The 22416-nt window shown below is 52.9% G+C and carries 20 protein-coding genes; 1 reads left to right on the forward strand and 19 read right to left on the reverse strand.

The window, feature by feature from the left end:
• Positions 1 to 27 precede the first annotated feature (27 nt).
• From pstA to citZ, 12 genes are all read right to left on the reverse strand, one after another.
• Entirely contained in the window at positions 28 to 903 is an 876-nt protein-coding gene (gene pstA / locus J2Z18_RS05940; protein WP_007127418.1) for a phosphate ABC transporter permease PstA, read from the reverse strand.
• Positions 904 to 1836, reverse strand: a complete 933-nt coding sequence (gene pstC, locus J2Z18_RS05945; protein WP_007127417.1) for a phosphate ABC transporter permease subunit PstC — start codon at positions 1834 to 1836, stop codon at positions 904 to 906.
• Positions 1837 to 1875: 39 nt separating this feature from the next.
• Complete coding sequence (locus J2Z18_RS05950) at positions 1876 to 2886, reverse strand: PstS family phosphate ABC transporter substrate-binding protein (protein WP_007127416.1); 1011 nt, start codon at positions 2884 to 2886, stop codon at positions 1876 to 1878.
• A 145-nt stretch (positions 2887 to 3031) separates the two neighbouring features.
• Positions 3032 to 4390: a methyl-accepting chemotaxis protein gene (locus tag J2Z18_RS05955; RefSeq protein ID WP_007127415.1), complete on the reverse strand. Its 1359-nt coding sequence runs from the start codon at positions 4388 to 4390 to the stop codon at positions 3032 to 3034.
• A 245-nt stretch (positions 4391 to 4635) separates the two neighbouring features.
• The gene (locus J2Z18_RS05960; RefSeq protein ID WP_007127414.1) at positions 4636 to 5367 is read right to left on the reverse strand and encodes a response regulator transcription factor; all 732 of its coding nucleotides are present in this window, start codon (positions 5365 to 5367) and stop codon (positions 4636 to 4638) included.
• 68 nt (positions 5368 to 5435) lie between these two features.
• Positions 5436 to 7244, reverse strand: a complete 1809-nt coding sequence (pnpS, locus tag J2Z18_RS05965; protein ID WP_007127413.1) for a two-component system histidine kinase PnpS — start codon at positions 7242 to 7244, stop codon at positions 5436 to 5438.
• Between the two features lie 181 nt (positions 7245 to 7425).
• Positions 7426 to 8976 (reverse strand): fumarate hydratase, encoded by a 1551-nt coding sequence (locus J2Z18_RS05970; RefSeq protein ID WP_007127412.1) that lies wholly within the window; start codon positions 8974 to 8976, stop codon positions 7426 to 7428.
• Positions 8977 to 9500: 524 nt separating this feature from the next.
• Positions 9501 to 10367, reverse strand: coding sequence for an SDR family oxidoreductase (locus J2Z18_RS05975; RefSeq protein WP_007127411.1), 867 nt, complete (start codon positions 10365 to 10367; stop codon positions 9501 to 9503).
• Between the two features lie 624 nt (positions 10368 to 10991).
• A complete protein-coding gene (locus tag J2Z18_RS05980; RefSeq protein WP_007127410.1) occupies positions 10992 to 11417 on the reverse strand; it encodes a hypothetical protein in 426 nt (141 codons plus the stop codon).
• A 153-nt stretch (positions 11418 to 11570) separates the two neighbouring features.
• On the reverse strand, positions 11571 to 12512 hold the full coding sequence (gene mdh / locus J2Z18_RS05985) for a malate dehydrogenase (RefSeq protein ID WP_007127409.1): 942 nt from the start codon (positions 12510 to 12512) through the stop codon (positions 11571 to 11573).
• Between the two features lie 14 nt (positions 12513 to 12526).
• On the reverse strand, positions 12527 to 13819 hold the full coding sequence (gene icd, locus J2Z18_RS05990; protein WP_007127408.1) for an NADP-dependent isocitrate dehydrogenase: 1293 nt from the start codon (positions 13817 to 13819) through the stop codon (positions 12527 to 12529).
• A 154-nt stretch (positions 13820 to 13973) separates the two neighbouring features.
• Positions 13974 to 15086, reverse strand: coding sequence for a citrate synthase (gene citZ, locus J2Z18_RS05995; protein ID WP_028403872.1), 1113 nt, complete (start codon positions 15084 to 15086; stop codon positions 13974 to 13976).
• 413 nt (positions 15087 to 15499) lie between these two features.
• On the opposite strand from citZ, the gene ytvI reads away from it, so the two are divergent.
• Positions 15500 to 16618, forward strand: coding sequence for a sporulation integral membrane protein YtvI (gene ytvI, locus J2Z18_RS06000; protein WP_028403871.1), 1119 nt, complete (start codon positions 15500 to 15502; stop codon positions 16616 to 16618).
• A gap of 315 nt (positions 16619 to 16933) precedes the next feature.
• On the opposite strand, the gene J2Z18_RS06005 is transcribed toward ytvI, so the two are convergent.
• The 7 genes from J2Z18_RS06005 to J2Z18_RS06035 all read right to left on the reverse strand — a co-directional run bounded on the left by J2Z18_RS06005 (position 16934) and on the right by J2Z18_RS06035 (position 22299).
• On the reverse strand, positions 16934 to 17326 hold the full coding sequence (locus tag J2Z18_RS06005) for an FxsA family protein (protein WP_007127405.1): 393 nt from the start codon (positions 17324 to 17326) through the stop codon (positions 16934 to 16936).
• 4 nt (positions 17327 to 17330) lie between these two features.
• On the reverse strand, positions 17331 to 17831 hold the full coding sequence (locus J2Z18_RS06010; protein ID WP_210094374.1) for an acyl-CoA thioesterase: 501 nt from the start codon (positions 17829 to 17831) through the stop codon (positions 17331 to 17333).
• 117 nt (positions 17832 to 17948) lie between these two features.
• Positions 17949 to 19376 carry a pyruvate kinase gene (pyk, locus tag J2Z18_RS06015; protein WP_007127403.1) on the reverse strand — a complete coding sequence of 476 codons (1428 nt, stop codon included), beginning with the start codon at positions 19374 to 19376 and terminating at the stop codon, positions 17949 to 17951.
• A 114-nt stretch (positions 19377 to 19490) separates the two neighbouring features.
• Positions 19491 to 20474: an acetyl-CoA carboxylase carboxyltransferase subunit alpha gene (locus J2Z18_RS06020; protein ID WP_144877836.1), complete on the reverse strand. Its 984-nt coding sequence runs from the start codon at positions 20472 to 20474 to the stop codon at positions 19491 to 19493.
• On the reverse strand, positions 20474 to 21367 hold the full coding sequence (gene accD / locus J2Z18_RS06025) for an acetyl-CoA carboxylase, carboxyltransferase subunit beta (protein WP_007127401.1): 894 nt from the start codon (positions 21365 to 21367) through the stop codon (positions 20474 to 20476). The genes J2Z18_RS06020 and accD overlap by 1 nt, the downstream gene beginning before the upstream one ends.
• Positions 21368 to 21458: 91 nt before the next feature.
• Positions 21459 to 21647, reverse strand: a complete 189-nt coding sequence (locus J2Z18_RS06030) for a hypothetical protein (protein WP_007127400.1) — start codon at positions 21645 to 21647, stop codon at positions 21459 to 21461.
• 154 nt (positions 21648 to 21801) lie between these two features.
• On the reverse strand, positions 21802 to 22299 hold the full coding sequence (locus tag J2Z18_RS06035; protein ID WP_007127399.1) for a phosphatidylglycerophosphatase A family protein: 498 nt from the start codon (positions 22297 to 22299) through the stop codon (positions 21802 to 21804).
• Positions 22300 to 22416: the final 117 nt, after the last annotated feature.

The raw sequence follows: 22416 nt of genomic DNA on the forward strand, positions 1-22416 counted from the left end.
GATCTGCCTTATCGTCTCTTGCGCGTCTTAGATGTTCTTCGAATACTTATTCCGGATCCATACCGCTGCAATGTTCATAATGAACAGCATGATGAGAAGCAGAATAATACCCGATGCCGCCAGCTCGTGGAATGCTTCACTTGGTCTGGATATCCAGTTGAAGATCTGGATCGGCATTACGGTGAAGGAATCCAGCAGATTTTCCGGCAAAAAGGCTACGTACGTTAAGGCGCCTATCATAATGAGCGGTGCGGTTTCCCCGATTGCCCGTGACAAAGCCAGAATGACCCCTGTCATGATGCCGGGCATCGCCGACGGCAGGACCGACTTGGATACGGTCTGCCATTTCGTCGCGCCAAGCGCATAGGAGGCGTCCCGCCGATTTTTCGGAACGGCGCGGAGCGCTTCCTGTGCCGCTACGATAATGATCGGAAGGACAAGCAGCGTCATCGTCAGGACCCCGGACAGCAAGCTGCGTCCAAGATTCATGCCGCGGACGAAAATCGCCAGGCCCAGAATGCCGTAAATAATAGAAGGAACGCCTGCAAGCGTACTGATATTCAGCTGAATGAGCCGAACCCAGCGGCTGCGTCCCGCATATTCTTCAAGAAAGATCGCTGCCCCGACGCCCAGGATGAAGGATAGCGGAGCCATCAGGAGCAGCAAATAAATCGTGCCGACAATCGGCGACTTCAGACCGGCCCGGTCCGCAATCCGGGAAGGATAATTCGTGAATAAGTCCGGCGACAGCCGGTGAATTCCGTCCATCACGATCGTGCCGATGAGTGCCATCAGGACAAGAATGCCGATGCTGGTGCAGGCGAGAAAAATCATATGCAGGGTTTGGTCACTAATGCGTCTTCGGTTGATTCTCTTGCTGTCTCCCAGATTCAAACGTTCCATCTAGTATTCCTCCCTGAAGCGGCGAGCGACCCACTGCGCCAAAATATTAAGCAAGAAGGTAATGACGAACAGCGTCAAACCTACCGCAAAAATAGTACCGTACTCGATCGTACCGCGCGGTACGTCACCCATGCTGACCTGAACGATGTACGAGGTCATCGTCTGGATGCTCTCCAGCGGGTTCAATGTCAGCTGCGGCGTTGCCCCCGCGGCTACGGTAACGATCATCGTCTCGCCGATCGCCCGCGAGAAAGCCAGGACGAACGAAGACACGACCCCGGACAAGGCTGCAGGCAGCACGATTTTCAGCGCTACCTCAAAGCGGGTAGCCCCGAGCGCATAGGCGCCGTGGCGCAACGTTTTCGGCACAGCCCGCATGGCGTCCTCGCTCAGGGAGGAGATCATCGGCAGCACCATAACGCCGACGACGATCCCTGCGCTAAGCGCATTGAATATGCCCATATCGGGAAAAATCTTTTGAAGGAATGGCGTGACGGCTTCCAATGCAAAATAACCGTAAACAATCGTCGGTACTCCGGCCAATACCTCAAGTACCGGTTTGACTACCCCCCGAACCCGGGCAGGAGCGTATTCATTCAAATAAATAGCGCATGCCAAGCCGATAGGCACTGCGAATAAGATCGCAATGCCTGTAATCAGCAGTGTGCCGCCCAGGAGGGGCAGCACGCCGAATTCTTTTGGAGGGAGAATCGGACTCCATGTCGTTCCTGTCAGGAAGGACCACACCGGCACTTCCTTAAAGAAGATGATGGATTCCTGTAACAGTGTATATACAATCCCGATGGTGGTGACGACCGATAGCAGTGCGCACATGCCGAGCAGAATCGGAATGATTTTATCGGAGAGGCGCGTTTTGCTGCGACGAAACGTCATTTGCTTAGGTGCACCCGCCACGGATGATGTTTTGTTCATTCTCCTCTTCCCTTTCTATTACCTGGAATAACCGTTCAATTATTGGGCCAGCTTGCCTTTTTCCTCTTCATATTGCTCATCTTGCAGAGGAACGAAGCCAACTTCGCCCGCCAAGCTTCCGGCATTCTCAAGGTAGAAGTCTACGAAAGCCTTCACTTCAGGACGTTCCATTTCCTTCTTGCTTACGTAGATGTAAAGCGGACGGGACAATGGAGCATAGCTGTTGTCTTTAATCGTTTCCATGCTTGGCGCTACTGTTGCAGTACCGTTGTCGATCGGAACCAGCTTCAATTTGTCCTGATTCTCTTCGTAGAAGGAAAATCCGAAATATCCGATAGAGTTCTTATCGCCGGCAACACCCTGTACAACGGCATTCGTGTCGGCACTGAACGTAATCTGGCTGTCGTTACGGCTGGATTGAGCTTCGCCGTTAATGGCTTCGGTGAAGTAGTCGAAGGTTCCATGGTCCGTACCAGGGGAGTAGATTTTGATCTCCTCGGCAGGCCAGCCTTCACGTACGTCCGCCCATGTTTTTACTTTGCTGTTTGGCTCATAGATTTTCTTCAACTCATCTACGGTAAGCTTATCTACAAAATCATTATCCGGATTGACAACGACGGACAGTCCGTCATAAGCAACCAGAACTTCGTTGTATTCAACATTGTTCTTCTTGAGCTCTTCCGCTTCTGTATCTTTAATTGGACGGGATGCATTCGCAATTGCGATTTCGCCGGTTGCAAAGCGCTTGAAGCCTGCGCCTGTACCGCCGGTTCCGATTGGAACGCGTACGTCCGGATTTGCTGCTCCGAATTCCTCAGCGATCGCTTCTGTCAACGGATGCACCGTGCTGGATCCATCGATTTCAATCGTTCCGGACAAAGCATCCGTCGTTTTGCTTTCTTCTTGTTGAGCAGAGCTGCCGTTACTGTTCGTTTCTCCCGACGCGCTGCCCGTTGTACTGTTTCCGCCTCCGCAAGCTGCGAGAATGGCGCTCAGCATCAGCACCAGAACGAGAATGCCTGCTGGTTTACGACCCCTTTTTCTAAACAAACGAATCCACTCCTTCAAAATGGTTGTTGTCTTTACTAACCGTCTTACAATATAGATCTTAATCCCCTAATGTAATTGCAGTTTTTCAGAAATGTAAACGCAGTGTAAAATTTATAATAGAATGCTAGACTTGCAGATTCACATCTTATTGCTCCGCCCTCGGCTCTAACGAAGCGTTCATACCGGCCAGCTCTTCCTTAATCTGGTGCACGCGTTGTACCGTATTAACCGCCAGCTCATAGACCTGGCTCCCGGACAATTCCACTTCATGAACCGCCTGCTGCATTTCATAAAAGAGACGGGTTCCCTCTTCGACGTCGCCTTCGCAGGATTGAAGCTCCTTTAGCGCCGATCCCGCAGCAGCTGCCGTATCCGCAGCAAGCTGCTGGATATGCTCTAGCAGCTCGGAGATGTCGCCCGCCAGCTTCCGTGTCTGCTTCGCCAAGGATTGGACCTCGCCTGCTACAACCTGAAAGCCCCGTCCATGCTCTCCGGCGTGGGCCGCCTCGATTGACGCGTTCATCGCCAGCAGGCTGCTCTGATTGGCAAGCTCGGTTATCGTGCCCGTAATGGAGGAGATGCGGCCTGCGTGGCGCACAAGCTCTTCGGCTTGATCGCCGCGCCGGGTCATATCCCCGATCAGCCCCGCATAGGACGAGGATACCCGCTCCAGCTTGTCCGCCCCGGTCTCGGAAAATTCGCGCATTCGGACACATTCAGCTCTCGTCTTGTCCGCGGCTGCCTTAACATCATCGAGCGAAGCCTCGATATTGCTCGTGTGTCGGTAGCTTCCAGTCAGAATCAGCTCTCTCTTCCGCTCCGCATCCAGCTGCAGCCTACCGGACAAGTTCATAAGGTCCCGAACGGTGAGCACGCCGGCCAGCACTTCTTGCTGTTTTACAATGATGCAATCGTAAAATTTGTCATCCGGGCGGTGCAGCGCCAGGTTTAACACTTCGGAGACGGTTTCATCCGCTTCGACTATGGTTGGACTCAAATCCGCGAACTGGAACGCCGGCTTCGGGTAATATAAATCCACTGCGAACCTGCCCATCATCCGCTGAAAGAAGGCGTCTCTCATAATCAGCCCGGACGGGTTCCCCGGGGTATTGCAGTAGATTACGCACGGGATGCCCGGGTTGCCCATCAACAGCTCCAGCACATCAAGGCATGTCTCGGTCTCGCTGATTTCAGGCACGGTTCGAATATATTCCATCATGGACGGCTCCTTCAGCTCGCCCGATGCCTGCGGCGCTAGCCTCGCTTCCGGATCCTGTAACCGCTCCTCCGCCTGACTGGCTTGATTCATTCGATTCATTTGATTCGTTTGCTCCGTCAGATCCTCGAGAGCTTCCGCGATTCCATGAACCGCATTCGGCGCCCCAGCCGCTTGAACCGTTCGTTGATTCTGACCTGCTTGATTCCCTTGATCCACTCGTTTCCCTTGAACCGCCTGATCCCCTTGAGTGACCTGTCGTCCCGGTGTTTTCCGAAGCAGCGTCATCGGCTCCATCCTCTCCTAATGGTTCTTTAGACGCATCATATCGAAGGATTGTTATCGGTATATATTCGGTATGTTAACGCCGTGTAAATCGCGCGCCAATCTTGGCTGGATATGTAACCAAAGTCTCAGAAAAACGATCCCCTGGAACTAAATAACCCCGCAGCAAGCGGGGATTGGCATCCGATAGAGTTGCTAGTGTCGTTAGCTTCCTTTAACAGCTGGCATAAAAAAAGCCTCCGCATCATTTACAGTGAATGATGGGAAGCTTTATTCGTATTAACAACCAATTTATACCCGACGCCGCGAATCGAATCGATATGCACGGATTCCGGATCGAGCTCCAGCTTTTTGCGGAGCGAGCTGACATGGACGTCAACGGTGCGTTGGCCGCCGATATAATCGAACCCCCAGACGACGTTCATCAGATCGTCCCGCGTCAAGACGACGCCCGGCTTCTTCGCCAAATAGAGCAGCACCTCGAATTCCTTCGGACGGAGATTAATGCTCTGCCCGCCGAGCCGCACCTCATATTTCTCGGGGAAGATTTCGAGCTGTCCGAGCGAGATCACGTTCGCCTGCTGCTCCGAAACCTTCGCTTCCTCGCTTTGACCAGACGTTCTGCGCATGACGGCCGAAACTCTGGCCAGCAGCTCGGAAACGCCGAACGGCTTCGTAATATAGTCGTCCGCCCCCATCTTCAGGCCTTGCACGACTTCCTCCTCTGCATTCTTCGCCGTGAGAATAATGATCGGCGTCTTAATGCCTTTGCCTCTAAGCTTCTCTAAAATTTGAAAGCCGTTCATGCCCGGCAGCATGACATCGAGCAGAATCAGGTCGAACTCCTCCTGCGACGCTCTTTCGTAACCTGCCGTCCCATGCTCTTCAACGGTGACGTCAAAGCCTTCCTGCGTCAAATTGTACGATAACAAACGAGACAGTGTAGGCTCATCTTCAATAACAAGTAAACGTTGAGTCAATATTAACCCCGCCTTGTGTATGGATTGGATTACTTGTTTCAGTATATAAACTGAATGTTAACGCTGTGTTAAATTCCCGCTTCCTCGTGTTCCTGAAGAACGGGAAGCTCGATGATGAAGGAGCTCCCAACGCCCAGCTCGCTTTCCACATCGATCCGGCCGTGATGCATATCCACCAGATGCTTAACGATCGATAGGCCAAGTCCCGTACCGCCTGATCCCCGGGATCTCGCTTTGTCCACCCGATAAAACCGCTCGAAGATACGCGGAAGATCCTTCTTCGGTATACCGATCCCCGAATCCTTTACAATGAACTGGACGATGTCCTCGGACTGGCCGTTATGCAGTTTTTCCCGTGCCGTCAATTTGACCCTGCCGCCCTCCTGCGTATAGTTGATCGCATTGGATAACAGATTCATGAAGATTTGGCGCAGCTTGTCCTCATCGCCTTCCATGAACAGCTCTTCTGGCACGTCGAGCTCGAGGCTGATCCGCTTCTTCTCCGCCACCGTGCGCATCATCTCGGATATCGTCTCGAAGAATGCCTGCAGATGGATCGGCGAATAGTCCATCTGAACGCGCTTGGACTCGATGGAAGACAGCTCCAGAATATCGCCGATCAGCCGGTTGAGCCGCTCGGATTCATCATAGATGATTTGGAGAAACGATCTGGCGGTCTTCTCATCCGACACGCCGCCGCCAAGAAGCGTCTCGGCAAACCCCTTAACGGCCGCAAGCGGTGTCTTGAGCTCATGCGATACATTCGCCACGAATTCGCTTCGCATTCTCTCCAATCTGCGGATGTCGCTTACATCCTGGAGCAGGAATAGCATGCCCCGGTAGGCCCCATCCTCCTGCACCATCGGGACCCCGTCCAGCCGGACAATCGATTCGACCGGGTAATACAGATTCCGTTCTTCATGGAAGCTGTTACGGTTCTCGAGCCCTTCCTTCATCAGCTTCGTGAGCTCGTAATGCTGCTTGAGCTCCCGATACGATTTTCCGGTAATCACTTCGGCGTCAACGCCCAGCATTCTCTCGGCCGCCCGGTTGATGAGCATAATATGGCCCGATCCGTTCACCATGACGATCCCGCCTGTCATGTTGTTCAGGACGCTCTGGAGCAAATCTTCATTGTCCCGGATCGTCCGAACTTGGGTCTGAAGACTGTCGGCCATCCCGTTGATCGCTTGCGCCAGCTGGCCGATCTCATCCTTACGGTTAATATTCACCCGCGCATCATACTCCAAACGCGCAATGCGTCTGGCGACTCTCGTGATTTTCTCGAGCGGCGACGTCAGCCCCTTCGCCACGCGAATGCTCAGAAGACTCGCTGCGAGGAACAGAATCGCAAGACCAATGCCCATCACCGTCCAGCCTTGCCGGACGCCTTGGTCGACCTGACTGAGGCTGAGGGACAGTCGCACGAAGCCATCGAAGGAATCGCCGACCTTAACGGGCAGCGCGACGTACAGCATGTCCTGCCCCAGCGTGCTGCTGCGGCGGATGGTGCTCCCTTTGCCGGTCTTCTCCGCTTCCAAGACTTCCTCGCGGTAAGCATGATTATCCATGGTCACGGGGTTGCTCTCGGAATCTCCGATCACCCGTCCATCCTTCGTTATAAACGTAACCCTTGCATCAGACAGCTCTTCAAGCTGAAGAGAACGGTTCGTATAATACTCGACGGCATCCGGGCTGTCGGTATCCGGAAAATCCATCATCGTCTGCAGAAGCCGGATCTCCCGGATCATATTGTCCTCCAGCAGCTGAATATGGGATTGCTTAAATACCTTTACCATGGCCAGACCGGCGCCAAGCATGGATAAACCGATCAATACCAGCATGATCAGGGTTAGACGGTTGCGAAACTGCTTCATGCTCTCTCCCTTTCCTCTTGTGCCTTGCATTCGATGTATTTGCTTCCCATCATAAACCTTGTCCCCGTCATCCTGCAACGTTAAATCCGTAAGACGAAGGGGATCCCTCCCGCCAGCAATCTCTAAATGCAAAAAGCACCGATCGGCATAAAGCCAATCGATGCTGCTTCATCATTATGAATTATGAAAAGACCGGATCCTTAAACATGGCCAGCTTGGCGGCGGAATCCTTGCTTACATCCGCATGCAGGCTGTTTCCGTGCGAATCCATCGTAACGATTGCGGCAAATCCATCGACCTCGAGATGCCACATCGCTTCGGGAATGCCGAACTCCATGAAATCCACGCCGTTCACTTTTTTGATGCACTCGGCATAATACTGGGCCGCGCCGCCGATGGCGTTCAAATATACGCCGCCGTGCTCCTGCAAGGCTTGAAGCGTCTTCGGACCCATTCCGCCTTTTCCGATAACCGCCCGGATGCCGAATTTCTTGAGGATTTCCCCTTGATAAGGCTCCTCGCGGATGCTTGTCGTCGGTCCGGCCGCCTTCACATGCCAGCCTTCCTCGTCCTTCAGCATAACCGGCCCGCAGTGGTAAATGACCGCGCCGTTCAGGTCGATCGGTGCGTCATGATCCATCAGATACTTATGTAACGCATCCCGTCCGGTATGCATCTCCCCGCGAATCACAACGACGTCGCCGACGCGGAGGCTGCGGATTTGCTCCTCGCTGATCGGCGTCTGCAGAACGATCTCCCGTCCTTGCCCTTGCACCGCGGCAGAGCCTGCCGACGCAGCGGCTGCTTCACTCGCTGCATTCATCCGTACCTCGTTGCCCGCTTCGTACAGCCACTCCGCAATTTCGCCGGTCGCCGGCTCAATCATGACACCTTGTCGGCGGAACGCCCAGCAGTTGTACGCAACCGAGACAAAGAAGCTCGCAGGCAGACGGTTCATGACGCCGATTTTACAGCCCAGCAGCGTAACTTCGCCGCCGAAGCCCATGGTGCCTATGCCCAGCTTGTTTGCATTTTCGAGAATATAATCCTCCAGCTTTGCCAAATCCTCGTTCGGATTCACATCGTCGAGATGACGGAAAAGCTGCTGCTTGGCCAGCTCATAGCCTGTTGTCCGGTCCCCGCCGATGCCGACCCCGATAAAGCCTGCGCTGCAGCCTTGTCCTTGGGCCTGGTAGATCGAATGAAGAATGCATTTGCGGATGCCGTCCAAATCACGGCCCGCTTTGCCGAGACCCTCAAGCTCCGTTGGCAGGCTGTATTGAATATTCTTGTTCTCGCAGCCGCCGCCCTTCAGAATGAGACGGACATCGATCTTGTCCTGCTCCCACTGCTCGAAATGAATGACCGGCGTTCCGGGTCCGAGGTTATCCCCGCTATTGGCTCCTGTCAAGGAATCGACCGAGTTCGGACGGAGCTTGCCATCCTTGGTTGCGCGGACGACGGCCTGATATATGGCCTTCTTCATTTCGATTTGGTTGGCGCCTACAGGAGTATGTACGATAAAGGTCGGCATTCCCGTATCCTGGCAGATCGGCGATACCTCCTGCTCGGCCATTTCGATATTCTGAGCGATCGTTGCCAAGGCGAGCCCCGCGCGCGTAGCCGCATCCTCTGCAGCGCGTCCGCGGTTTACCGCTCTGCGGACATCTCCCGGAAGATTCGTGGACGTCTCCACAATCAGTTTGTACATGCTTTCTTCAAAATGCTTCATCACTTGATTTTCAACCTCTCTTTCGATGACCAGCTTGCCGCTAAGGTATCCTGGTTAGTCCCAAGGTATATCATATCACAACAAACCGGCCATGAAAGGGTTTACTTTGAATTTGAACGCATGGCTGGAAATGTGCCGTTTACATGCATTGAATAACCATACCAATCTATAAACCTCGCATATGTTAATAGAGAAGGAGGTGATATGATACGGCGATAGGATCGGCGACGATGAGCCCGAATCCATCATCCGTTCCAACGTTCCGGCAGACGCTCGGCAGAGACTCGGCTGACGCTGTCCCGGATTCACGCCATCCGCGATTCGGGCACCCTTCCATCCGGATCCGTCGCCTCTAAAGCCATAGAATCCAGCGCCGAACGTATCCATTGCGTTAACGTCAGCTTCACCGTAACCGCCGTTTAACCGTGTTCCGCGCACCTCAGCAAAAAACAGCGGATGATCGCCCCGGCTTTACGCCTGATCATCCGCTGATGCTCAAAGATTAGGGTTCGGTATCCTCCAGCCTAACCGTTAATCACTTCGCCGCCGTTCACGTGAATGACTTGCCCGCTAACGTATGAAGAGTCCGAAGAGGCGAGATAGACGTATGCAGGCGCCAGTTCTTCCGGCTGCCCCGGTCTCTTCATCGGCTGGGTCGAGCCGAACTCGCTGACCTGATCCGCAGGGAAGGTTGACGGGATGAGCGGCGTCCAGATTGGTCCCGGTGCTACCGCGTTGACCCGGATCCCTTGTCCGACGACGTTCATGGAGAGGGACCGCGTAAAGGCTACGATCGCTCCCTTCGTCGAAGCATAATCCAACAACTGCGGGCTTCCCCGGTAAGCCGTAATGGATGTGGTATTAATAATCGCACTGCCCTTAGACAGATGCGTCATGGCCGCCTGGGTCATAAAGAACATGCCGAATATGTTCGTACGGAACGTGCGCTCCAGCTGCTCCTTCGTAATATCTTCAATCTTCTTCTGCGGATGCTGCTCAGCGGCATTGTTCACGAGAATGTCCAGTTTTCCCAGCTTCTCCACCGTCTCCTTCACCGCATCGCGGCAAAAGGCATCATCTCCGACATCGCCTGCAATCAGGATGCACTTTCTCCCTTCCTGCTCAACCTGCCGTTTGGTTTCCTCGGCATCCTGATGCTCATTTAAATAAACGATGGATACGTCGGCGCCCTCCTTGGCATAGTGAACCGCTACCGCCCGGCCAATTCCGCTGTCTCCGCCGGTAATCAGCGCCACCTTTCCCTCCAGCTTGCCGGCCGCTTTATACGCATTGCTTTCGAACTCCGGCTGCGGGTGCATCTCCGTCTCGGAACCCGGCCGATGATTCTGGTGCTGAGGGGGCATTGTCTGTTTTTGTTGGTCTTGTGTCATGTTCACATGTCTCCTTTCAGGTTAGCTGTAGAGGTTGTTCAAAAAGTCGTCTTTTGATCACGAAGTGAGTCAAGGAGTAACTCGGCATCGAATCTTGAATTCAGCCGGGCCTAAGTAGATGCTTCCGAAGCATGTTTCCTGCGGAAACATTTCAAGTGCTCACGTACCCAAAACAGCTGATGCTTTCGAAGGCGTTTTCTGCGAAAACGTTTAGCTCCGCTCCTCAGTCCCCAGCTTCATTTAACCTAAAGCGTTTTGAATAAAACGCACTTCGGAAGGATTCGCTAAAGCGTTTTGAAAAAACGCACTTCGGAAGGATTCGCTAAAGCGTTTTGAAAAAACGCACTTCGGAAGCATAAGCCTCGGTGCTGAAAATCCGACTTTTTGGACACGGACTGTAAGACAACCTTTCATAGGATGTGTACGACTCGGCTCTTTATACGAGTGAAAAGCCTTCGATATGATATTTACCCGAATGCGGGATGATCAAACGTTTCATAAGAAAACCAAAAAGGTGGAGAACTAGCCTGTTCTCCACCTTTTTTTATCCATAAACGGAAAGGAGCCGTCCCTGTAGAAAAATCCACGCAGGGGACAGCACCTTCTTGGTTCTATGTAGCAATTTTAGATGATATGGCTGTACACCATGAAGAAGATCATTACAAGCAGAAGCAGTGCCAGCAGCGCGCTCAGCGTTCCAAGCTTGCTTGTCTCTTCCTTCACTTCTTTCTTCTCGCGAATGCCTGCCAGCGCGCTCTTCAGCGGCTTGCTCATAATTCCACCAATTGCGAACATAGCAAGAAGAAGAATGGTCACGATTATCATCCAAGGCACGGAATAGTCGCCTTGTGACATCATGTAACCGCCTGTAAGAAGTTGAAGCACGAGTCCATACTGGGCAAAGCGGTTCGCTACCCGAACCGTATTCACGGCGCCTTCTTGAGCAGCGAGAGACAGCTTCTGAATGCCGCCGACAACAAACGGCAGAATCAAATAGAACCCTAGCGCTGCTGTTCCAACCATATGCAGGAAAAATGTTACCGTCAACATAATCAAATTCCTCCATCGTTCAAAGTGTGATATATGTCATTTACGAATCATCGTCCTTATTATACTGGACAGACCATCCAATGAAAAGCAATCCCGCCCCGAATATCGGGACGGGATTGGATTTAGAGGCAAATTTGTGAACCCTTGCCGGATTTAAAGGGAAATGACCGATGTAACGCTGCGTACGGATTCGGCCGACTTGTCGAGCGCCGCCTTCTCCTCCGGCGTGAGCTCGAGCTCGAACACCTTCTCAATGCCGTCGCCGCCAAGAATGGCCGGAACGCCCATGAACAGGTTATCGTAGCCGTACTCGCCTTCCAGAAGCGCGATGACAGGAAGGATCCGCTTCTTATCCTTGAGGATCGCTTCCGTCATTTGCACAAGGGATGCAGCCGGCGCGTAGTAAGCACTTCCGTTGCCGAGCAGGTTGACGATCTCGCCGCCGCCCACGCGGGTGCGCTGCACGATGGCTTCGATCCGGTCAGCCGGAATCAGCGTGTCGATCGGAATGCCGCCGACGCTGGAGTAGCGAACGAGCGGAACCATGTCGTCACCGTGACCGCCCAGCACGAAGCCGCGAACGTCCTCAACGGATACGTTCAGTTCCTGCGCAATGAATGTGCAGTAGCGAGCGGTATCGAGCACGCCGGATTGACCGATGACGCGGTTCTTAGGGAAGCCGAGCGTATTGTACGCTACATAGGTCATCGCATCCACCGGATTACTCAAAATGATGACGGTCGCATTCGGAGCATGGGTCTTCACGTTCTCGCATACGGACTTGACGATGCCCGCATTCGTATTCACGAGATCATCACGGCTCATGCCAGGCTTGCGCGCAACGCCGGCCGTGATGATGACGATATCGGAACCGGCCGCATCCTCATAGCTGGATGTGCCGACGATGTTGCTGTCGAAGCCTTGAACCGGACTGGCCTCAAGCATGTCGAGCGCCTTGCCCTTGGTCGGGTTTTCAAGCTGCGGGATATCGAGCAGAACGACGTCACCAAGTTCTTTTTGAGCAAGCATTAGTGCGGTAGTCGCACCAGTAAAGCCAGCACCTACAACCGTAATCTTTTTACGAGTAATCGCCATGATGGCTCTCCCCCTTACAGGTTTTTAATGATTTCGTCCGCAAACTCGGAGCATTTCACTTCCGTTGCGCCTTCCATCAGACGTGCAAAGTCATAGGTTACGGTTTTGTTGTTGATCGCGGTTTCCATACCTTTGTAAATCAGATCCGCAGCTTCCTGCCATCCCAGATGCTCAAGCAGCATAACGCCGGACAGGATAACGGAACCAGGGTTTACAACGTCTTTGTCCGCATATTTCGGAGCCGTACCGTGAGTAGCTTCGAAGATCGCGTGACCTGTCACGTAGTTGATGTTCGCTCCCGGAGCGATACCGATGCCGCCTACTTGCGCTGCAAGCGCGTCGGACAAGTAGTCGCCGTTCAGGTTCAGCGTTGCGATGACATCGAAATCGGTTGGACGCGTAAGCACTTGCTGGAGCGCGATGTCGGCAATCGCATCCTTGATGATGATTTTGCCGGCTTCCTCAGCGGCCTTCTGTGCTGCGTTCGCTGCATCTACGCCGTCTTTTTCCTTGATGACGTCATATTGTGCCCAAGTGAACACTTTATCGCCGAACTCGGCTTCAGCCACTTCGTAGCCCCAGTTTTTGAAGGCGCCTTCGGTGAACTTCATGATGTTGCCTTTGTGCACCAGCGTTACGGATTTGCGGCCATGCTTGATCGCGTATTCCACAGCTGCGCGCACAAGACGCTTGGAGCCTTCGGAGGATACAGGCTTGATGCCGATACCGGACGTTTCCGGGAAGCGGATCTTATGAACGCCCATTTCCTCCTGGAGGAACTTGATCACCTTCTTCACTTCCTCGGAGCCTTCCTTGTACTCAATGCCGGCATAAATATCCTCCGTGTTCTCGCGGAAAATAACCATGTCCACGAGTTCAGGACGTTTAACCGGGGATGGCACGCCGTTGAAGTAGCGGACCGGGCGCAAGCAAGTGTACAGATCCAGCTCTTGGCGCAGAGCAACGTTCAGGGAACGGATGCCGCCACCGATTGGCGTCGTCAAAGGTCCTTTGATGGCAACGATGTATTCACGGATTGCTTCGAGCGTATCGTTAGGAAGCCATTCTCCGTATGTATTATAAGCTTTCTCACCTGCGAACACTTCATACCAGGCAAGCTTCTTGGATCCGTTGTATGCCTTCTCTACAGCGGCGTCAAGCACGCGCTTGGAAGCTTTCCAGATGTCGCGCCCTGTTCCGTCACCTTCAATAAAAGGGATGATCGGATTGTTTGGAACCTGCAGCTTGCCGTTGTCGATGGTGATTTTTTCGCCTTCGGTTGGTAGTGCGAATTTTTCCAATTTCATGAGTATGAGTTCCTCCTTAAAATTTGGTTCTTGTCTCTAGCCCGGAGCTTCGTTATACGAATACCGGACGAATAGGCAAAGAGAACTCCGCCTTAAGGCGATCAACTCGCGTTTGAGCGGTTCTCTATGCCTATTGTACATGATTTCCTGCAAGTTAGCGAAGCTCTACCGGCACATATTTCTGATCGGTAAGGCCGGTGTACTCGGCACGCGGACGGATGATCCGGTTGCCTTCATACTGCTCAAGAATATGCGCTGTCCATCCCGACACGCGGCTGATGGCAAAGATCGGCGTGAACAGCTCCTGCTCGATGCCAAGCTGGGTATAAACCGATGCGGAATAGAAATCGACGTTCGGCTTCAATCCCTTCTGGCTCGTTACCGTTTCGTCGATCACGACGGACATGTCGTACAGGGATGTGTCGCCCTTCATTTCTCCGAGCTCACGCGACATCTTCTGAAGATGCTTCGCACGAGGGTCTCCGTTCTTGTAAACGCGGTGACCGAAGCCCATGATCTTCTCACGGTTGTCCAGCTTCTCCTGGATGTAAGCCTTCGCCCGGTCGATGGAGCCGACTTCATTCAGCATTTTGGCAACGGCTTCATTCGCGCCGCCATGCAGAGGCCCCTTCAAAGCGCCAATCGCGGAGGTAACGCCCGAATAAATGTCCGACAGCGTGGCTACGGTTACACGGGCCGCAAAGGTTGAAGCGTTAAGCTCATGATCGGCATGGAGCACGAGCGCTTGATCCAGGGCCTTGATCGACGTTTCGTCAGGCTGTTCGCCTCTGAGCATATACAGGAAGTTCTCGGCCACGGATACGCCGGCTTTCGGCGCGACCGGTTCCTTGCCTTGACGAACCCGCGCGATTGCAGCGACGATCGTCGGGAGCTGCGCCTGCAGTTTAACCGCTTTCTTCTCGTTCGCTTCACGGCTCATATCGTCGCCGGCTTCGTCATACAGCGCAAGCGCGGAAACCGCCGAGCGGAGCGATGCCATCGTGTTGGCGTCCTTCGGATACAACTTGATCTGCTGGATGAGCTCATCCGGAATTGCGGCATAATCGCTGAGGTCCTGCTTCAGCGCCTTCAGTTCCTCCGCATTCGGGAGCTTGCCGAACCAGAGCAGATAAGCCACTTCTTCAAAGCTTGCATGCTCTGCGAGATCGTCAATATTATATCCCCGATAAGTCAGAACGCCGTCGACGATCGAACTAATCGAAGAAGTGGTAGCTACAATGCCTTCCAAACCCTTAGTAGCTGTCATGCATCATCTCTCCTTTATGATCGGGATAAACGGTACTATTTTGACATTCATGAAAACATTTTCATGAAGTCGGATAAAAAAGAACACGCAAAAAAAATGCTATGGTCCTTGTCATAAAACCTTCTCATATCATACTGGATTTTGTCTGATATGTGAACAAGAGCGGAGACATTCGCCGCATCAAAATGTTTTATCGACACCATAAACTTTTTTTTGAAATCACTTACAATTCCATTATAACTGTGAATTTTGTCATTGTCGAATTTTGAAAAGAATCGGGATAAAAAGCGGCGATCCGCCGGGGTTTATTGAATTCGAAACTTCCTAGCCTAAAACCTTCTCCTCCTTGCATACCTATAAATGTGTACGGGTCCGCTTGTCTGCTGACAAGCCTGGAAAGGAGGTTCATATATTTGGAACGAATACTGCTCAAACGGATCGGCCGGGGAGTGTGGGTTCTGTCCGCTCTCTTCATCACGGTCTACCTGATTTATGTATTGCTGCCCCTTCTCTATCCCTTCCTGCTGGCCTGGATCATCGCCTACGCCATGAACCCGCTGGTTAACGTGCTCCAGCGAAAAGTCAAGCTGCCGCGCTTCATTGCGGTCACGCTGTCCATCATCGTCTATTTCGGAGCGGCGATGCTGATCCTGACGGCTGCAGTTACCCGTCTGGTGAAAGAACTGATCACGCTGTCCCAATCGTTCGACCTGCATATCGACTCGTGGATGGAATGGATCACCGGCTGGACGCGCAGCGACAGCTTTCAAAATATTGTGAATGAGATTAGTCTTTTCTACCAGAATAACCCCAATTATCATGACACCATTAACCAAAATATAAGCAGAACGACCGAGACGATCGGAAATGCCGTGACGGGTTTGATCACCGGCATTTTTAACGGAATCCTGCAAATTATCTATTCGCTGCCGAATATGGGAACGATCCTGATCGTGGTCCTCATGTCCACCTTCTTCCTCAGCAACAGCTGGGAGCGTCATAACCGGGCCATCCTTCGATTCGTTCCTGACGTGATCCGCAAGCCTATGGCCTACATCTTCTCGGATCTGAAAAAAGCGCTGTTCGGGTTTGCGAGGGCCCAGCTCATTCTCATCTCCATCACCGCCTGCATCGTGATCATCACGCTGTATGCGCTCGGCGTTAAGTCCGCATTCACCATCGGGCTGCTGATCGGCTTCATCGATCTGCTGCCATACCTCGGTGTCGGCATCGTCCTGATTCCCTGGTCCCTGTATGCCTTTATGTCCGACGATCTTACGCTCGGCATTGGACTTACGGTCCTGTACAGCGTCATCCTCGTGGTGCGCCAGATTCTGGAGCCGAAGGTGCTTGCCAGCAGTGTCGGCTTGGACCCGCTCGCGGCGCTGCTCGGGATGTTTATCGGGCTCAAGCTGTTCGGCATTCTTGGGCTGATTATCGGCCCGATTGCCCTTGTCATCTTGGATGCATTCCATAGAGCCCATGTCTTTAGAGACTTGCGAAATTATATTATCGGCGGACGTTTCCGATGAAGCCACTCGTGAGCCAGCAAGCCAAATCATACCGCAGCATAGCGAAAAAAAGGCCATGATTGAGCCGATGATGCAGGAATCGATCCTTATTCGGTAGCGGTTGCGATAGCGATAGTGGTGGCGATGTCAGTCGCGATGGCGGTGTCCACGGAGGTACGGTGGCAGCGTCGCTGAACCGCCATACCATTAGCGAGCGGCGCGGTATCAGGCCTATTCAAATTATTCGCAGCAACCGCCATAAAGGATATAAGAACAACAGGGGCCGTTCCCCCTGTAGAGCAACAGCATCTACGGAAGGGATCGACCCCTGTTCATTTATCTGCGAAAAATCGTGATTTTGCCGTTCTTCATATTTTTCTTCATCCACGCAAGGAGCAAAAGCCTGTAAAGCGGACGGGTTAAAGGAAATACGAGGGTAAAGCCGATGATATCCGTCACAAATCCCGGGAGGATCAGCAGCAGACCGCCGAGGAAAATGCACAGGCCATCGGCCATGGTGGAACCGGGAACCATCCCCGCATTCATCCTCTGCCTTGCGTCCTCCATCGCCTTCCGTCCCTCAAACCTCATCATGGCGACGCCAATGGCCGAGGTCAGCAGCGTCAGCAGCAGGGTGTTCATGCCGCCGACCCGCTCCGCTACGAATGAGAAGCCGAATATTTCGATCGCCGGTACGAAAATGACCGCCGCCAGTACCCATTTCATCATGATGCTACTCCTTCCTCCCCAAAAGGGTGTCCTTCAATGCATCATACAGCTTTGGCACGTTTTTATCCAGTCTGGACGGCTTCCATTCGCGATTTAACCATACGTGGCGGGTTGTGCCCGAAGTCAACAGCTCGCCGGGCAGCGCCATCATCGTGGCGTCATCCGGATCGGACGGCACCTCGCCGGACATTCTTCGAACCTCATACTCATAATGTATTCGAAGAGGCGAGAAATCAATCATCCGGGTAAATACGGTTACCTGATCATCATAGCGGGCAGGCTGATGATATTTTACGTCCAGATCGACAACCGGCAGCAAGGCGCCTGCCTCCTCCATCTCCCGGTAGGAAAATCCCAGCTCCCGGATCATTTCGGTGCGGCCGATCTCAAACCAGTTCAAGTAATTCGCGTGATAGACGACGCCCATTTGGTCGGTTTCCTGATAGCGCACCCGGAAGGATGTGTGAAACCAGCGGCTGAGCTTGGATATGGAGCCTTTCGTCAATATGCACACCCCCTCTCTATGCAAAAGAAGCAATGGCTCGAAAATCGTCCATTGCTTCTAACGCGGCTATCGTTAGACTCCCTAAGGGATCCTGAATATGAATATTTCTGTACAGAACTATTTCTGCGCAGGAATTGAATCTACTTTGAGCAGGTTGGTCGAGCCGGAACGGCCAAGCGGTACCCCTGCCGTAATCACAACCAGATCGCCTTCCTTCACCAGGCCGGATTTCACACCGCCCTGCAAAGCGTAATCAAACATTTCGTCTGTCGACGTAGCCAGCTCGCCTTTAACCGGCGTTACGCCCCAAGTCAGAGCGAGGCGTCTCAGCGTTCTGTCCTGTGTCGTTACGGCAATGATCGGCGCCTGCGGACGGTATTTGGATACCATGCGCGCCGTTTGGCCGGATTCCGTGGACGAAATGATCGCCTTGGCGTTCAGATCCAGCGCGGAGATGGCAACCGATTGGCTGATCGCTTCCGTTACGCTGGTTTCTTGCGCGATGCGCTGCTTCAGGAACATTTCGCGGTAGTTCAGCGCGGATTCCGCTTTCTCGGCAATGCGGGACATGGTCAGAACGGATTCGACCGGATATTTACCGGCAGCCGTTTCACCGGACAGCATGATGGCATCCGTGCCGTCGAAGATCGCATTCGCCACGTCACTAGCTTCCGCACGGGTAGGACGAGGGTTGCGCTGCATGGAATCCAGCATTTGCGTAGCGGTAATGACCGGCTTGCCTGCAAGATTACATTTCTCGATCATGCGCTTCTGAACAAGCGGTACTTCTTCAGCCGGAATTTCGACACCGAGGTCGCCGCGGGCAACCATCAAGCCGTCGGATACTTCCAGAATCTCATCCAGATTGTCAACGCCTTGCTGGTTCTCGATCTTCGAGATGATCTGAATGTGCTCGGCGTTGTGCTTCTTGAGCAGCTCGCGAATTTCAAGCACGTCGCTTGCTTTGCGAACGAAGGAAGCCGCAATAAAATCGATGCCCTGTTCGATCCCGAATACGATGTCGCTCGCGTCCTTTTCCGTAATGCCTGGAAGAGAGATCGCGACTCCAGGTACGTTCACACCTTTTTTGCTCTTAATGGTGCCGCCGTTGACGACGCGGCAGCGGATTTCCGTGCCCTGAATTTCTACAACGGTCAGACCGATCAGACCGTCGTCGATGAGGATCGTGGATCCAACCTGAACGTCATTCGGCAGCTCTTTGTACGTAATGGAAATCCGATTCTTGTCGCCGAGGATTTCCTCGGTCGTAAGGGTGATGTACTCATCCTGTACAAGCTCAATCGGTTCCACTTCAAGCTTACCGGTACGGATTTCCGGTCCTTTGGTATCAAGCAGGATCGCTACCGTTTTGTTCAGTTCTTCGCAAGCCTGGCGGATATTTTTGATCCGGTTGCCGTGCTCCTCGAAGTCACCGTGGGAGAAGTTCAGGCGAGCCACGTTCATGCCGGCCATAATGAGCTTCTTGGTGTTTTCCAACGATTCACTGGAAGGACCGATGGTACATACAATTTTAGTTTTGCGCATTTGGGTTTCCTCCGTTTTTCAAGGTTCTCTATATCTCTTTTTCCAACAACTAAATTTACTACAAAAAGTTTCATTTGTATAGGAACTTTGTCATATCGTCAAACTTGCAAACATTTACATGATGGCATCCTGCTGCTCGTTTTTTGCGAAATCGAATTCGCCGATTTTACGGAACTTCCGGTACCGGTCTTCCTTCAATTCGCAAGCATCCATCGCAGACAGCTCGGTCAAATGCCGGATCAGGGCGCTTTGGATCGCGCTGGCCGTCTCCTCGTAATTGCGATGGGCACCGCCCTTCGGCTCCGGAATGATCTCTTCAATCACTTCCATCTCCAGCAGGTCCTGTGCCGTGATCTTCATCGCCTCGGCCGCCTGGTCCGCCTTGGAAGCGTCCTTCCACAGAATGGAAGCGGCGCCGTTCGGCGAGATTACCGAGTAGATCGCATGCTCGAGCATGAGGACACGGTTGCCTACGGCCATCGCAAGAGCACCGCCGCTTCCACCTTCGCCGATGACCACACAAACAATTGGCACGCCGAATGTCGACATTTCCCGCAGGTTGCGGGCAATCGCCTCGGACTGGCCTCTCTCTTCAGCTGTATTACCCGGATATGCGCCTTTCGTATCAATGAAAGTGATAATCGGACGATTGAACTTGTTCGCCTGCTGCATGAGCCGCAGCGCTTTGCGGAAGCCCTCCGGATGCGGACTTCCGAAGAATCGGGCGATATTGTCCTTCGTATCCTTGCCCCGCTGCTGGCCCAGCACCGTTACCGGCACGCCGTTCAGCTTCGCAAGTCCCCCCACGACCGCCAGATCGTCTCCGTACAGCCGATCGCCGTGCAGCTCGATGAAATCCGTAAAGATCAGCTGGATCAAATCAAGCGATGTCGGCCGCTGCTGATGGCGGGCCAGATGCATTTTTTGTGACGGGGATATCGAGGAATAAATTTCTTCCTCCAATCGGCTATATCGTTCTTCAAGACGGGCGATTTCATCCGTGAAATCAATCCCTTTTTCTTGACCGAACTGTTTCAATTCTTCAATCTTCTTGCGCATTTCTGCAAGAGGCGTTTCAAAAGGCAGTACGCCTGACATTAGAATCCCCCTTTCACAGCATGCATCTCCAGCAGCTTGCCCAGCATGGAACGCATGTCTTTCCGATGAATAACCATGTCAAGCTGACCATGCGCCAAATTGAACTCCGCCGTCTGGAAATCATCCGGCAGCTTCTGGCGAATGGTCTGTTCGATAACGATACGGCCGGCAAAGCCGAATACGGCTCCCGGTTCAGCAATATTAATATCGCCAAGCGTTGCAAAGCTTGCGGATACGCCGCCGGTGGTCGGATCCGTAATAACGGAAATATACAGCCCGCCCTGCTCATTGAATCTCGCCAGAGCTGCACTCGTCTTGGCCATTTGCATTAAGCTCAGAATACTCTCCTGCATCCGGGCTCCGCCGGACGTCGAGAAGATGATCAGAGGCAGACGCTTGTCCGTTGCGATCTCGATCGCCCGGGTAATTTTCTCCCCTACGACCGATCCCATGCTGCCCGTGAAAAAATCAAAGCTCATTACAGCCACCACGACCGGCTGCCCCAGAATGGTTCCCTGGCCGGTAACGACCGCGTCCCGAAGACCAGATTTCATCGTCTGCTGCTCCAGCTTGGCCGCATAGCCCGGAAACTTCAGCGGGTCCACGGATATCATATCGGCGTCGAACTCCTCGAAGCCTGTCTCATCCAGCGTCATGCCGATCCGCTCTAACGCGTTCAGACGCATATGATGGCCGCATTCCTGACACACCTTCAGATTCTTCTCAAGCTCTTTACTGTATTGAATCGTGCCGCACTTGGCACATTTGTTCATCAGGCCTTCCGGAATTTCACGTTTCGGGCGTTCGCCTTCCTGAGGCTGCCCTGCCGTCCCAAGTCGCTCTGATGGGATCGTTGCGTATTTCCTTTTTTTCTGAAATAAGTCTTTGAACACAACTACACCTCTTCAGCCCTAAATTTGAATGGCCGCCGTAGATAACACTTCGCCGATCCGTACACATGCTTCGCTATGTAGCCCATATATCCTATGGGTGCAATATCGAATTCAACACTTCCTGTACTTCCTCAAGCTCTCCGGAGGGTACCAATATTTCAAACTGCTGTTTGGATAAATTCACAGGACGGCTTTTAACCAAAAAACCTTCTTCCGTCAGCCTGGTTTGGATCATTTCCGCCACCTTCGCAGTTGGCGCAATATAGATAACCGTCCACATGCCTTTCAGATCCCCCTAATCTCGTTCCACAGGCATATCCTGAGCCGATATAATGGATAATGATAACATACTTCAGTTTTTACCTCAACAAAGAGAGCAGGGGGCTGAAAAGCGGCCTGACCGGCCGCCGACCCTTAAACGACAGGGCTCGCGGTCATTCGTCAGAACTCGCGGAATAGCTTGCCGCATCGGGATTGTTATGCGCGATCCGCGAGGACGCCGCTGCTGCGATGCCTGCCACCAAATCGTCGAGAAATACATGAATTCCATCCATTTTTTCATTCAATATTTCAATAACGCCAATTTTTTCTTTATCCAAATATCCGAAACTTGTCAACCCGATCATTCCATAAATGCTGGTGACCCCGAGCGCCATCGTTTCATCGACCCCGTACAGCGGCTCGTCGTTCTCCATGATCGATTGCAGAGGCTGCGGCAGCAGCTTTCTCTCCGCCAATTCATCGAGCGCAATTCCCGTAAACAACGTATACTGCACTTCTCTCTTGCCAAGAACGGCGCGGACGCTGTCCTCGCACTGTTCCAGCGTTAATCCCGGATGATACCGCTGCTGCAGCTGAAATACGATGTCCGCAATGGCGGTAATGCTGACCCCCCTGCGGCTTAGCATGCTCTCTGCCAAGTCCAGTGACATAATAATCCCTCCCGCTTACGATCAGCCGATAGCTCCATAGGTGGATGGGCAAAATCCTGTGCCCGGATCACCTCCAGGGAGTACTCGGCCACTTTGCTGTAGTGTCCTAATTGTATG

Source organism: Paenibacillus lactis, assembly GCF_017873605.1.
Lineage (GTDB): Bacteria > Bacillota > Bacilli > Paenibacillales > Paenibacillaceae > Paenibacillus_AQ > Paenibacillus_AQ lactis.

Coding starts and splice junctions, on each gene's coding strand:
- pstA (WP_007127418.1), bottom strand. CDS start 903: ATGGAACGTTTGAATCTGGGAGACAGCAAGAGAATCAACCGAAGACGC.
- pstC (WP_007127417.1), bottom strand. CDS start 1,836: ATGAACAAAACATCATCCGTGGCGGGTGCACCTAAGCAAATGACGTTT.
- J2Z18_RS05955 (WP_007127415.1), bottom strand. CDS start 4,390: ATGACGCTGCTTCGGAAAACACCGGGACGACAGGTCACTCAAGGGGAT.
- pnpS (WP_007127413.1), bottom strand. CDS start 7,244: ATGAAGCAGTTTCGCAACCGTCTAACCCTGATCATGCTGGTATTGATC.
- J2Z18_RS05970 (WP_007127412.1), bottom strand. CDS start 8,976: ATGAAGCATTTTGAAGAAAGCATGTACAAACTGATTGTGGAGACGTCC.
- J2Z18_RS05975 (WP_007127411.1), bottom strand. CDS start 10,367: ATGACACAAGACCAACAAAAACAGACAATGCCCCCTCAGCACCAGAAT.
- J2Z18_RS05980 (WP_007127410.1), bottom strand. CDS start 11,417: ATGTTGACGGTAACATTTTTCCTGCATATGGTTGGAACAGCAGCGCTA.
- mdh (WP_007127409.1), bottom strand. CDS start 12,512: ATGGCGATTACTCGTAAAAAGATTACGGTTGTAGGTGCTGGCTTTACT.
- icd (WP_007127408.1), bottom strand. CDS start 13,819: ATGAAATTGGAAAAATTCGCACTACCAACCGAAGGCGAAAAAATCACC.
- citZ (WP_028403872.1), bottom strand. CDS start 15,086: ATGACAGCTACTAAGGGTTTGGAAGGCATTGTAGCTACCACTTCTTCG.
- J2Z18_RS06005 (WP_007127405.1), bottom strand. CDS start 17,326: ATGATGAAATGGGTACTGGCGGCGGTCATTTTCGTACCGGCGATCGAA.
- pyk (WP_007127403.1), bottom strand. CDS start 19,376: ATGCGCAAAACTAAAATTGTATGTACCATCGGTCCTTCCAGTGAATCG.
- J2Z18_RS06020 (WP_144877836.1), bottom strand. CDS start 20,474: ATGTCAGGCGTACTGCCTTTTGAAACGCCTCTTGCAGAAATGCGCAAG.
- J2Z18_RS06030 (WP_007127400.1), bottom strand. CDS start 21,647: ATGTGGACGGTTATCTATATTGCGCCAACTGCGAAGGTGGCGGAAATG.
- J2Z18_RS06035 (WP_007127399.1), bottom strand. CDS start 22,299: ATGTCACTGGACTTGGCAGAGAGCATGCTAAGCCGCAGGGGGGTCAGC.